This window comes from Sphingobacterium nematocida (assembly GCF_900168125.1).
Lineage (GTDB): Bacteria > Bacteroidota > Bacteroidia > Sphingobacteriales > Sphingobacteriaceae > Sphingobacterium > Sphingobacterium nematocida.
In genome coordinates this window covers 45,813-58,662 of record NZ_FUZF01000004.1, presented here as the reverse complement: position 1 = coordinate 58,662, position 12,850 = coordinate 45,813, and the positions used below count along the sequence as shown (strand labels likewise).

Genomic DNA, 12,850 nt, shown 5'->3' with positions numbered 1-12,850 from the left:
TACCTTATTTTATCAGTTCGCGTGTATGCGCATTAAGCGCTTTTACTTTCTCCTGAAAATCACCCTTCAGTTGTTCCCGCATCTCATGCATCAATCCCAAGGTCTCGTCGATCTCCTCGGGCAGCAAATCGTTTAAAAACTCTTTCAGGCGCTTGGCAATCGTTGGAGACTTTCCGTTCGTGGAGATGCCGATTTTGAGATTCCCCTTCTCTACGATGGAGCCCAGGTAGAAGTCGCACAAATCGGGCTTGTCGGCTACATTTAATAGAAGATTACGTTTTCTGGTTAACAAGCGGACTTCCTCATTAAACTCCGGGTTATTGGATGCCAATACGACCAGATCAACACCATCTAGATCCGCTTCACGGAAATGCCTTTCATGCAGCTCGACAGTCGCCTGTCCGGCAATGTAATCCCGAAATGAATCCGCCACCACACTAGCCACCACCCGAATTTTGGCACCGGGACTACTACGTAGTAAAGCGGTAATCTTTTCCAGAGCTATCGGTCCAGCCCCTACCAGTAATACCTGCAATTGTTCGAGTTTAAGAAATATGGGGAACAATCTATTCATCTTTGCTTATAAATACAGTTTAATTAAAACTAAAAACATCACTATTGCCAATTTCTTTTTTGTCCTCTTTGCCGGACGGGCAAGGTACTTTTGTCCGCAAAAGTACCCAAAACTCGTCGCTGTACCGGGTTGCCACAACGAATCATCATTCCTGCAATTGGCAACCCGCTAAGGCGACATTAATCAGGGTTGTACAGCCTGTTTATGCGTTTTGACTTTCTCTGTAGCTAAATATTGAATCTCTTTACGCAAATCATTAAACGCTTCATGTTTACGCACCACTTCTCCGATCACGAGTATAGCTGGAGCGCCAATATTAGATTTCTCTACCTCTGCAATAATTGAATCTATGGTTCCTAATGCAATACGCTCATTCGGTAAGGAGCCATTTTGGATGACAGCAATAGGAAGATCCGCTTTTTGACGGGATTTGTACAAGGCTACGATCTGCTGCAACTTGGCATAGCCCATCAATACCACAACGGTAGCATCGGTATCGGCTGCGTGGGTAAGATCTAGCGACAGACTGCCATCAGATTTTGACCCGGTAATAACCCAAAAGCTCTCACTAATGCCTCGGTAGGTCAATGGGATTTTCTGTAGACCGGTCAGTCCGATAGCCGAAGACACCCCCGGTACCACAGCAGTGGCAATACCAAACCCATGCACATAATCCAATTCTTCGCCCCCACGACCAAAAACAAAGGGATCTCCACCTTTGAGCCTTACGACGTGCCCATGCGTCAACGCATAATCCACCATCAATCTGTTAATATAATCTTGTGAGGTAGACAACTGCTCCGCACGCTTGCCCACATATATCTTGGTACAGCCGGCTTTAGCATAAGATAATAAAGATTCATTCACCAAGGCATCATACAAAATGACGTCGGCACTTTCAATTGCCTTTATTCCCTTCAACGTGATTAGATCAGGATCTCCCGGACCTGCACCTACTAGCGTCACAAATGGTTGTATTGTATTCATTCGTTATTCTATTTTTTAATTCAACTTTAGAACCGCTCTCCGTTCAGCCCCCTCATAATAAAATGCTGTAGCTTGTGTCAGATACGCCTGGGCAAAATCTTTTGACGGTTCATATTTATTTATCTGCAATACCCTATCGGAGAAGGAGACAGGAAATTGGAAATCACCACTTGCTACATACGTCTCATCGAAAGCATCTATCACCGCAATCTGTGTACTTGCATTAATACCTTTGTCCAACAGCAAGGCCTTGGCCGTCCACACAAACGCACTATAGCTGTGGTAGATGGCATCGGCATATTGTTGCTTATCCAGCGCCTGCTTGGCCCAATCTATTTTTTCCTCTGCCTCAAACAGCAAAGTAGCGACAAGGTCAATCACCACACCGGCACACTCGCCGACACCTATTGCTGTCGCAAAGGTATCCTGATGTCCCCAGTCGATAAACTCTTCTCCCGTCAATGTACTCAGATCCGACAGCGGCTTCAAAAGCTTATAAAAATAATCTTTACCGAATCGGTCGTAGTAACTATGAAAATCTTCTTCTAACGTCTTATTTGATTTATAATCCGCGAGAATCAAATCGACCACCTGAAGTACACGCTTGGTAGGCACTTTAATCACTCTCTCGGCAACGCGTCCCTTGCCGTCGCCGACGGTACCGCCCCCCAGCATCACCTGTGCTGCAGGCACGACCTTACCCTCTGCTTTTACAGAACTGCCATGAAAGCCAATATGTGCCAATCCATGTTGCCCGCAGGAGTTCATACAGCCTGAAATCTTTATCTTCAACCGCTGCTCTAATACAAAATCTTGATAAAACTCGTGTATATACCCTTCGAGCACGCGCGCCATCTCTGTAGAATTAGAAATTCCTAGATTACAGGTATCCGTACCGGGGCAAGTCGTTATATCGGCTGTACTGTCAAACCCGGCCTTAGCCAGATCCAACCGCGTCAATAGGTTAAACAAGTGCGGCAAGGACTCTTCACGGACGTACTTAAACAGTAAATTCTGCCCTTGGGTAATACGGATATCATCCGCGACATGGCTTTTTATCCCCTCAACTAACTCCCTGGCCTTATCTGTCGATACATCTCCAGTTAATACCTTGACATATACACCGTAATACCCTTCTTGCTTCTGACGAAATACATTGGTCTGTTTCCACAATTCATAGGCCTTCTCGTCAACAGGCAGTGTAACCGCTACCTTATCCGTAGGCAATTCGGGTAATTCTACCAGACCACGATCCACCACGTAAATCTGATTTTTATTTGCTACCCTTTCCTCCTCGATCAAACGCAATACTTCGGCTAAGCCCATTTTTTGGACTAAATACTTAAACCGGGCCTTATTACGGTTATTACGCTCTCCATATCGGTCAAATACACGAAGCGTGGCTTCCATATAAGGGATGATGTGATCTTCATGCAGAAACTCGAACACTTCCTCCGCTAATATAGGCTGTGCACCAAGGCCTCCGCCCAATAACACCTTAAAGCCCCGCTGCTCTACACCATCAACCACCTTAATCTTGGGGATAAATCCGAAATCATGTATATAGGAAAATGCCGTATCCTTATCCGACGATGAAAAGGCTATTTTGAATTTACGCCCCATCTCTGCACAGACCGGATTGCGCAGAAAGTATTCAAATGTTTGCTGGGCATAGGGCGATACATCAAAGGGTTCGTCTGGATCTACCCCTGCCGTCGCTGAAGCTGTAACATTTCGGACGGTATTGCCACAGGCCTCCCGAAGTGTAATATCATCGGCCGCCAACTTAGCCCATAGCTCCGGTGTTTTATCCAAGCTTACGTAATGAATCTGTATATCCTGTCTTGTGGTAAGGTGAAGGTTACGACTCGCATATTCATCAGATATCGCTGCAATCTTTAGCAATTGCTTAAAGGTGACCTTCCCAAAAGGTAACTTGATACGAACCATCTGAACACCTGCTTGACGTTGTCCATACACCCCTCTTGCCAAACGAAGCGACCTAAATTTTTCCTCGGGCAACTTTCCTTCTTGGTAAGCCCTAATCTTCCTATCCAGCTCAATTATTTCCTGCTCGACAATAGGATTCTCTAATTCAGTACGAAAACTCTGCATATTTTTTCAGCTAAAACTCCATTAATCTATAGCTTGCCATTTCTGTATTTTTAGGAACGACGAAACAAATGTATAAAAGAAAAACAACAATAACTATATAATCTACCAAATTAGTATATATTTGTAAAAAAAAGACGCAAACTGAAATTAGAGAAGTCAAAACACAAACGATGAATAAACTAACTATCAGCATATTAACAATACTATTTTCACTAAGCTGCGCGCCAAAAAAAACAAACAGCTATGATAGCGAGACAGGTTATTCAGGAAATATATCTATTTCTGGCGCATTTGCTTTGTACCCAATCGTAGTTTTATGGAGTGAAGACTTTAAGAAAATACACCCCAATGTACGCTTTAATATCTCTGCTGGAGGAGCAGGAAAAGGAATCACAGATGTCTTGACAGACATGATGGATATAGGTCTTGTATCAAGGGATCTGCACCAGCAGGAATTAACAAAGGGAGCGCTACCTATATTTGTAGCAAAAGATGCAGTACTCGGCACCTACAACGCTAAACATCCCAATGCCGGCCTGATCAAAGAGCGGGGCTTGACGCAAAGGGAACTGGAAGGAATCTTCGTCACGCATAGCTACAAGAAATGGAACGATATCGATCCTAGATTTGTGGATCTACCGATCCGCGCTTATGTAAGATCTGATGCTGCTGGAGCTGCCGAAACCTGGGCCAAGTTCTTCGGGCAAAATCAAGAAGATCTAAAAGGCATAGGAATATTTGGTGATCCTGGCTTAGCACAGGCCGTAAAAGACGAACCGATGGCAATCGGCTTCAATAACATCAATTACGTATACGATCTAACCTCCAAAAGAACCGCAGCCGATATTGACGTTATCCCGCTCGACAAGAATGGCAATGGCAAAATAGATGAAGAAGAAAATTTTTACAATACCATAGATGAATTGACAACCGCTGTGGCCGCGGGTAAATACCCATCTCCTCCTTCGCGACCATTGGCATTCGTCGTTAAGAAGGATAACATAAACCCGTTGGTCCAGGCCTTTATTCGATTTGTCCTAGACAAAAAACAACAGAGACATCTCCTCGCTAATGGATATGTCCCAATGACGGAATCACAACTGGCAATCGAACTGGAAAAGATAAAGTCGGAAACACCGAGTAACAAGAGTAAATAAAATAATGAAAAACAAACTGGAGCTGCCTAATATAACAACTATACACATATGAAAATAAGACTATGGAAAGACCGGTGGATACGGAGAGCCTTTTTAACATTGCTTATATTAACCCTATCTGTAATTGCCTTTATAGGTATTGGATTGACTATTAAAGCCCTGCCGCTCCTCGAAGATCAAAGTCTATTTTCCATATTGACACAAAGTATTTGGTCTCCTTTAAAGGGAAAGTTTGGATTCCTGCCATTTATTATGGGCACCGTATGGGTAACGGTCATCGCTCTGGCAATAGCTGTCCCCTTGTGCATTATGGCTTCCTTGTACCTTGTCGAATACGCCTCCGATAGACTCCGAAACACGGTACTTCCTTTAATGAACGTATTAGCTGCTATCCCTCCGGTGCTCTATGGCGTCTGGGGTGTTTTATTTGTTGTACCATTAATTGCGGATTATATCGCTCCGTTTTTCGGAAGCTCTACCTCGGGGTACTCGGTGCTATCGGGAGGAATAGTCCTTGCTGTTATGATCTTCCCCATTATGATCAGTATTATGGTAGAAGTCTTACAAACAATTCCAGCTGAGTTAAAATCAGCTTCATTGTCTCTCGGTGCCACCAAATGGGAAACAATACAAAAAGTAATTATCAAAAAAGCCAGACCGGGACTCCTCGCGGCGGTAGTACTGGCTATATCCAGAGCTTTTGGAGAGACTATAGCTGTGTTAATGGTCTGTGGAAATATACCCCAGGTACCCAAGTCCCTATTCGATGCAGGCTACCCCATACCGGCATTGATAGCCAACAACTTCGGAGAGATGATGTCTATACCGCGCTATGATGCGGCCTTAATGTTTGCTGCGTTACTATTATTGGTAATCATCTTCGGGTTCAACCTGATTTCGCGTGTTATTTTAAATAAACTGGAGGAAAAAGTCTAATGTCAACTATCAAATCACGATTACGAAAAGAAAAAATCGCAAAACTATTCATGCAATTAGCAGGGATATCTATTACGGGTTCGCTTTTCTTAATAATTGGAATCATCCTATTTAAGGGGCTCCCCTTTTTAAGCTGGGAAATGATCAGTCAAGTCCCTCAAGGGGGCTTTTACATAGGAAAAGAGGGAGGTATCTTAAATGCCATCTTAGGTTCGCTTTACTTAGCCGGGTTATCGACTATTCTCGCCTGTCTACTGGGCATCCCTATAGCCATATATCTTAATATCTATACCAACCAAAGCGTTGCGCTAGTGCGCGCTTCAAGGTTATTGTTCGACGTGTTGTTTGGAATCCCGTCAATTGTTTATGGTGCCATCGCTTTCAGCATTATGGTGTGGTTAGGTATCCGTGCATCACTTCTGGGAGGTGTTATCACGATAACACTACTCACCATTCCGATAGTCGTACGTACGCTGGACGAACTACTGAAAACCATCCCGTTAGACCTTAAAAACATCACAACATCTCTTGGGGCAACAAAATGGGAAACCGCACAAGTACTATTAAAATACATAAAACCAGGGATATTTACTGCAGTCCTCCTTGCCTTTGGCAGGGCCATAGGTGATGTTGCGGGGGTACTCCTTACCACGGGGTTTAGTGATAATCTGCCGCTATACATTGATGAACCGGCAGCGACGCTACCATTGGCTATATTCTTTCAGCTTAGCAGCCCTATTCCCGAAGTTCAAGGACGGGCATACGCTTCTGCACTGATCTTAACATTTATAATTTTATTTATCGTCATATGCACACACATTCTAGCTTCCAAACAGAAGAAACACAAACTGTAAGTCTTCCTGTGTTGCCCCACATCCAAATCAAGGATTTGAATGTGTATATAGAAGACAAACATATATTAAAAAATATTAATCTCGATATTCCGAATAATTCGATAACATCCATTATTGGCCCCTCGGGCTGTGGAAAAACGACCCTGCTCAAGACGTTGAATCGGCTTATGGATGACAGTAAGAATGTAAAAGTATCTGGATCGGTACTCGTAAACGGAGAGGATATATATGCAAAAGATGCCGAAGTAACTCATATCCGGAAGAAAATGGGACTGCTCTCACAACGTCCTTTTCCATTACCTATGTCTATCTTCGATAATATAGCTTATGGCCCGCGGATACATGGGGAAAGAAACAAAAAAGTACTACAGCATATTGTTGAAAATCAGCTGAAAAATGTAGGACTATGGGACGAGGTCAAAGACAGGTTGGATAGTTCGGCAACCAGCCTGTCTATCGGACAGCAACAAAGGCTTTGCCTTGCACGCGGCCTCGCAGTCCAACCAGAGATCATTCTTGGGGATGAGAGCACCTCTGCCTTAGACCCCATATCTACACAGACCATTGAAAATCTGCTGATAGACCTAAAGAATGACTACACCATTGTTTTAGTAACTCATATCCTTCGACAGGCGCGTCGGGTTTCTGATTACATCATTTTTGTATACAACGGCGAGATAATAGAATTTGGAAAAACGGAAGATATTCTTTTGAACCCACAGCATGAACTTACCCAACAATATGTAAGGGGTTTCATCAGTTAAAAAGAGAGGCTGTTTAGACAGCCTCTCTTTTTACTATTTGATAAGATCTCGGAGTAGTGATATCGGCAAACTTGTCACCGTGCTATCCGATAATTTTCCGGAGACACGATTTATCGAAATTCCTTTATTAAATTGCACTCTCGACTTACCTATTGTAGTCAGCTTCAGATCTTCGATCGCATACTTTACGCTGTCTTCCCCATTCCGTTCAAAAAAAGCATTTGCAAGCCCAGAATTATTCAAATATGCATCTATCTGATGATAATTTTTGGTGTTCAACGCTAGGTTGCTTTTATCCAAATTGAGAGACAATACCTTTAAAGCTTCCAACTCATTCGGAGCCCAATCCTCCAAGGCACTTCCTAAATTAATGTTGGAATTTGTTAACGATAAAGACAAGCGCGCTAGTTTTTTGTTTTCTCCAAACCGAATTGTATTAGCTATGCGATCTCCGACTATGCGTAGACTATCTAAATTCGTTTCTAGGTTTCCGATTTGCATATTCGACAGGTGTACTTCGCCGATTACAGGTGAAAATACGTAAATCGATATCATTGAAAATCGACTTCCCGGATTTGACTCAATTTTCAATCCTCCAGATGCATCAACACTACATACAACATGCCCTTCATTTCTCTTATCCACCTTTACCGCATAGTCCTTGCTCTCGACCAAGTACAGGTTCACATAACTATACCCATCACTAGCAATATGGATATTATTAAATGTTTTTAGCTTATGGGTTACCAGGAAATGATCCTGAGCATTGGGGTCCTGCCCTTCCTTTTTTACGGATTCTGCATATTCCTTTGAATCTACATTAGTCGATGCCGTATACAACACCACAGCTCCTACAGGTATCACAAATAGTAATATCGCTAAAGTGATTAATATCTTTGTACTTCTGTTCATAACTAACTTGTTTTAAAATTTTGATCTACAAATAATTGATAACGATCTTTCAACTCGTCCAGCCCTATATCCAATAAATAGATATTTCTAAAAACCCGAGGCAACTCTTCTTCTATAAAAATACCTTTCTTATACGCCTGCACCTCGCTCTTTGAATTTGGGCTAACAAAAAAACCAATCCCGCGTTTATTATAAATAATATTCCGCTGCTGTAAAAAATCATAGGTACGCATTACCGTATTGGGATTCACCTCCAGCTCCACAGCAAGCTCCCGTACCGACGGGACCCTATCCTCGGCCTTCCAATGTTCCAACATAATCTGCTCGCATACATGTTCTGCAATCTGCAAATAGATCGCCTTACCGTTATTAAAATCCATTTAAACCTCCTTCTCTTTCAATCTCAAATACCCAATCCCCCATACAGCGACTGTCACCAATACTCCTAGAACACAGATAACTCTTAATATATTTACCTCTTCACTAAACACCCCTTCACTAATACGTATAGTATCCTGTGTAAAAAACTGAATCACCTTTAGCATAAATAAGATATATAATAAAATGTAAACCGTTAGTAAGACAGCTGATTTGATATACTGGAACTTCGTAAACATTATCGATCCCAAAAGGAAAAGAGCGCTTAATAAATAAGGCAAAAAGGTCATTAAATACACTTTAGGATTGATTTCTTGCTTATAAAAAAACATCAATTGATCAACTACGACCTCACGCCCGCTTTCCTGATCGAAATAGCTGTATGAAGAAGAAAAATTTGACCGGATATAACTGACAAAGCCTAGATCGACCAAAAAGAAAATCAACAGGTACGATACCGTGGTCAGGATGGTCGTGTAGAATATGGCAACAAAGAACTTTTCTAACTTCGAGGCCGGTAATAGCAATTCAAAGATAGCTTTAGGTTTCTGCCCAAGATTAGAAAAATAGGTTCCCGATATGATGGTGATAAATAATAAGCCCATAAAGACAAAAAGATAAGGGCGAAAAGACAACATAGACTGTAAAGCATGGTTATCTGCATTTTGTCGGTATACCTCATAGATACTATAGCCGTAGAAAGCAATAAATATCCCTGCCAACACAGCCAATGACATCAGGTAAATTTTACCAAATTCTATCCATTGCCTCTGAATCAGCATGCTAAGGCGATTACTATTAAGCGTATTGTTCATTGTTCGAGGTGTTTAAAAGGTTTTCAAATTGTATCTTTTGTTCTAAAACAGCATTAAAAAGTAACTCAAGATCTACTTTTGAATCTTCGTCTCCACTGTTTACCGAAATCGTGTTATAACCTCCCATCGCCTGTTCTGCGTAGATGACTGTTGAAGGCAATTCGACCATTTTCCGAAACAAAAACGAATTGGCCAACTGATCGATAGTAGCATTCATGACCACCTTACGATCATTGAGTACGATTACGGTATCAATTAAATTATCCAGATCACGAACCTGATGTGTAGAAATAATAAAACAACGGTCATCCGTTAAAGCCGACGCTATAACCTTTCTAAACTGCGCTTTAGAAGGTATATCCAAACCATTCGTAGGCTCATCCATGATAATTAACTTTGTTCGACTCGCTAAACCAAAAGAAATAATGTATTTTTTCTTTTGTCCATAACTCATGTCCGCCAACCGCTGTTCATGAACAGGAATAGCAAACTCTTGAATCAGCTCTTTAAAATAACTGTGATCAAAATCGGGATAGAAACCCGAATTTGCCTTCACAAAGGCGTCAGACTTGACTGCGGGTAAGTGAAACTCCTCTGGGATAAAGCTGATCTGCTGCAAAGTTTCTACCAATCGCTGAGTCGGATCTTTACCCAGAACGGCTATGCTTCCTTCCTGAGGATAAACCAGTCCTGCAATATTCTTCAATAAAGTGGACTTCCCAGCACCATTTTTCCCAAGCAATCCATAAATACGTCCTCCCTGTAAATTCAAATCCAAATTTTTGAATAAAGGACGAGACTTGGAATAGCTAAAATTTAAGTTTTTAATAGTTATCATACTGGTGTACTATTTAAATAATACACTAATATAGTATAGATATATCAACTTTCAAAAAATATTTCTAAAAAAAATGGAGCGATCTATTAATGATCGCTCCATACACTTATAACTATATCTTTTCGCTAAAAAAGGCTATTGATGCCAAAATAATCAGGCATTAAATCACCCCGGCTTGAATAAGCTCTAATGCCATTTCCTTTTGAAGCTTCTGCGCTTCTTCACGAGCACGTTCGGCAAAGTCCCTTCCATTTGAAGCATAAATTATCCCTCGTGTACTGTTAACCAACAAGCCACAATCTTTATTCATGCCGTATTGACAAACATCCTGAAGCGATCCACCTTGGGCCCCTACCCCTGGCACCAACAAAAAGTGATCTGGAGCATGTTCCCGAATTTTCAAAAAAGCTTCTCCACGCGTTGCCCCCACGACATACATCAAATTTTCGGCGGTACCCCAGCAATTCACCTTATCGATCACTTCTTCAAACAAATGCTTTCCATTACTGTTGGAAAAATTCTGAAAGTCTTTACTCCCTTCATTGGAAGTCAATGCGAGCACTATGGCCCACTTACCTTCAAAATCTAAAAATGGAGTCACCGAATCTTTTCCCATATAGGGTGCTATCGTAATCGAATCGAACCCCATCCCAGAAACCGCCTCATCAAAAAAAGCCTGCGCATACATATTGGATGTATTTCCAATATCACCGCGCTTGGCATCCGCAATACTGAAACAGGTTTTAGGAATAATCTGCCAGGTCTTCTGTAAAGACTGCCAGCCCCTTACACCATAACTCTCATAAAATGCTATATTCGGCTTATAAGCTACACAAAGATCTTCAGTAGCCTCGATGATAGCTTTATTAAATGTAAAAATTGGATCCTCTTCTTCTAATAGATGTTCCGGTATCTTCGTAATATCTGTATCCAATCCAACACAGAGGAAGGATTGCTTTTCTTTAATCTGCTCGACGAGCTCTTGTCTATTCATAAGTAAATAATCTGACTTTTAATGGTCCTATGGAATATCCAAAGTATATTATACACGATTTTGTTGCAAAGAATATGCTTCTTCGCGGTCATTCGTGTTTATACTGTTCTGTAACATGGATATTTCATCTAATTATTATTGGTTAATCAAATTTCGAACAAACTCTTCTACCTCTTTCGTAGAATAATCGTACATACCTTCTTCCTTTGCAGCGATCTTTCCATTCTTATCAAGAATAACAGTTGTTGGAATTGAACCACCTAACCAATTGGCAGGAATCTCCCCATTTGGATATACGATAGGTAGTTGCAGTTTCTGTTCTTTCAAGAACTTATCCGTTCCTTCTACATCTCCCTCGATCTCTACGATCAAAAACTCAATCTTATCGTTCCCTTTGAATTTATCATAGAGGGTCTGTATCGAAGGCATCTCTGCTCTACAAGGGGGGCACCAAGTCGCCCAAAAATTGATAAACAATACTTTGCCTTTTAGCTGTTCCGTCTCATAGGCTTTGTTGTCTGCACTCACGAATGAAGCCTTATCCAGCACAGCACTAGCTGTATTATTATCCGCTATAGTATCCTTCGAAGCTATCTCTTCAACAGGTTTCTCCAATTTTGGTTTAAAGAAACCTATTTTCATCAACTGTTGCTGAATAAAAATCCGGCTTGGCGACCAGAGAATCAATCCCATAGCCAAAACAAAAATCACCCAACTAACTATATTTTTAACTTTCTTTTTATCTGCCATGACGCATACGTTTTAGGTATCAAATTTCTCCAATTGCTTTAACAAGGTTGCAAAATCTTTCGGATAATCAGCCTCAAACGAATAGCTCTTACCATCGATAACAAAATCTGTTCTTTTCGAATGGAGTGCAAAGCGCTTCATAATAGGTAACTCTTCCTCATCCTTCGACATCGTAAATCCGCGCTTCTTGATCTGGGATAGAAATACAGGTTTGCCGCGGTACATGGCATCTCCAACGATGGCTGCATGCTGTGTGGCTAAATGTATGCGTATCTGGTGCATTCGACCTGTTATAGGCTTACACTCCACCAGGGTAAAGTGTTTAAAATAGCGAATACTAGTAAAAATAGTCTCAGCGGGTTTACCATTGGCCCGATCGATACTTACATTCTTATTACCTTGATTCAGGATAGGGAGATCTACTTTTAGATTATCAAATGTATGCGTCCCTTGTATGATCGCGTGATATATCTTATTTACTCTTCTCTTTTCAAACTCGATAGAGACAAGACGGTAGGTTGCTGGATTTTTAGCAATCAGAAGTATGCCGGATGTATCTTTATCCAATCGATGACAGATCTGTGCATCCGCGTAATACCGCTTTGCCAAACGAAGAATATTAACCTCGCCTCCTTCACGCTCGTCCAAAGAAGCTATAAATGGAGGTTTGTTGATGACAATAAGGTTATCGTCTTCGTGAATAATGAGATCACTAAATTTTGGATATTTAAATAAACGGGTGTCGTTTTGAATCATAATACAAACCTACATAAATT

The 12,850-nt window shown here is 41.4% G+C and carries 14 protein-coding genes; 4 read left to right on the top strand and 10 right to left on the bottom strand.

What is annotated here, in order from left to right; genetic code table 11:
• Positions 1–4 precede the first annotated feature (4 nt).
• The 3 genes from B5X76_RS06675 to B5X76_RS06665 all read right to left on the bottom strand — a co-directional run bounded on the left by B5X76_RS06675 (position 5) and on the right by B5X76_RS06665 (position 3,676).
• Complete coding sequence (locus B5X76_RS06675) at positions 5–574, bottom strand: precorrin-2 dehydrogenase/sirohydrochlorin ferrochelatase family protein (RefSeq protein WP_079642340.1); 570 nt, start codon at positions 572–574, stop codon at positions 5–7.
• Between the two features lie 183 nt (positions 575–757).
• Positions 758–1,561, bottom strand: a complete 804-nt coding sequence (gene cobA / locus B5X76_RS06670; RefSeq protein ID WP_079642339.1) for a uroporphyrinogen-III C-methyltransferase — start codon at positions 1,559–1,561, stop codon at positions 758–760.
• 15 nt (positions 1,562–1,576) lie between these two features.
• The gene (locus tag B5X76_RS06665; RefSeq protein ID WP_079642338.1) at positions 1,577–3,676 is read right to left on the bottom strand and encodes a HEPN domain-containing protein; all 2,100 of its coding nucleotides are present in this window, start codon (positions 3,674–3,676) and stop codon (positions 1,577–1,579) included.
• A gap of 170 nt (positions 3,677–3,846) precedes the next feature.
• Here B5X76_RS06665 and B5X76_RS06660 point away from each other — a divergent pair, with 170 nt between their 5' ends.
• The 4 genes from B5X76_RS06660 to B5X76_RS06645 are packed head-to-tail and all read left to right on the top strand — an operon-like array spanning position 3,847 to position 7,387.
• On the top strand, positions 3,847–4,833 hold the full coding sequence (locus B5X76_RS06660) for a PstS family phosphate ABC transporter substrate-binding protein (protein WP_079642337.1): 987 nt from the start codon (positions 3,847–3,849) through the stop codon (positions 4,831–4,833).
• Positions 4,834–4,881: 48 nt separating this feature from the next.
• Positions 4,882–5,769 carry a phosphate ABC transporter permease subunit PstC gene (gene pstC / locus B5X76_RS06655; protein ID WP_079642336.1) on the top strand — a complete coding sequence of 296 codons (888 nt, stop codon included), beginning with the start codon at positions 4,882–4,884 and terminating at the stop codon, positions 5,767–5,769.
• Between the two features lie 50 nt (positions 5,770–5,819).
• Positions 5,820–6,623, top strand: a complete 804-nt coding sequence (locus tag B5X76_RS06650; protein WP_245800981.1) for a PstA family ABC transporter permease — start codon at positions 5,820–5,822, stop codon at positions 6,621–6,623.
• Positions 6,578–7,387 carry a phosphate ABC transporter ATP-binding protein gene (locus B5X76_RS06645; RefSeq protein WP_079642334.1) on the top strand — a complete coding sequence of 270 codons (810 nt, stop codon included), beginning with the start codon at positions 6,578–6,580 and terminating at the stop codon, positions 7,385–7,387. Before B5X76_RS06650 ends, B5X76_RS06645 begins: the two co-directional genes overlap by 46 nt.
• Positions 7,388–7,420: 33 nt before the next feature.
• On the opposite strand, the gene B5X76_RS06640 is transcribed toward B5X76_RS06645, so the two are convergent.
• From B5X76_RS06640 to B5X76_RS06610, 7 genes are all read right to left on the bottom strand, one after another.
• Complete coding sequence (locus tag B5X76_RS06640; RefSeq protein ID WP_079642333.1) at positions 7,421–8,299, bottom strand: hypothetical protein; 879 nt, start codon at positions 8,297–8,299, stop codon at positions 7,421–7,423.
• A gap of 2 nt (positions 8,300–8,301) precedes the next feature.
• Positions 8,302–8,679, bottom strand: coding sequence for a GntR family transcriptional regulator (locus B5X76_RS06635; protein ID WP_079642332.1), 378 nt, complete (start codon positions 8,677–8,679; stop codon positions 8,302–8,304).
• Positions 8,680–9,492: a hypothetical protein gene (locus B5X76_RS06630; RefSeq protein WP_079642331.1), complete on the bottom strand. Its 813-nt coding sequence runs from the start codon at positions 9,490–9,492 to the stop codon at positions 8,680–8,682.
• Complete coding sequence (locus tag B5X76_RS06625) at positions 9,476–10,330, bottom strand: ABC transporter ATP-binding protein (protein WP_079642330.1); 855 nt, start codon at positions 10,328–10,330, stop codon at positions 9,476–9,478. The genes B5X76_RS06630 and B5X76_RS06625 overlap by 17 nt, the downstream gene beginning before the upstream one ends.
• A 160-nt stretch (positions 10,331–10,490) precedes the next feature.
• Positions 10,491–11,324 (bottom strand): orotidine-5'-phosphate decarboxylase, encoded by an 834-nt coding sequence (gene pyrF, locus B5X76_RS06620; RefSeq protein WP_079642329.1) that lies wholly within the window; start codon positions 11,322–11,324, stop codon positions 10,491–10,493.
• Between the two features lie 135 nt (positions 11,325–11,459).
• Positions 11,460–12,074: a TlpA family protein disulfide reductase gene (locus B5X76_RS06615; RefSeq protein WP_079642328.1), complete on the bottom strand. Its 615-nt coding sequence runs from the start codon at positions 12,072–12,074 to the stop codon at positions 11,460–11,462.
• Positions 12,075–12,086: 12 nt separating this feature from the next.
• Complete coding sequence (locus tag B5X76_RS06610; protein WP_079642327.1) at positions 12,087–12,830, bottom strand: RluA family pseudouridine synthase; 744 nt, start codon at positions 12,828–12,830, stop codon at positions 12,087–12,089.
• Between the last annotated feature and the right edge of the window lie 20 nt (positions 12,831–12,850).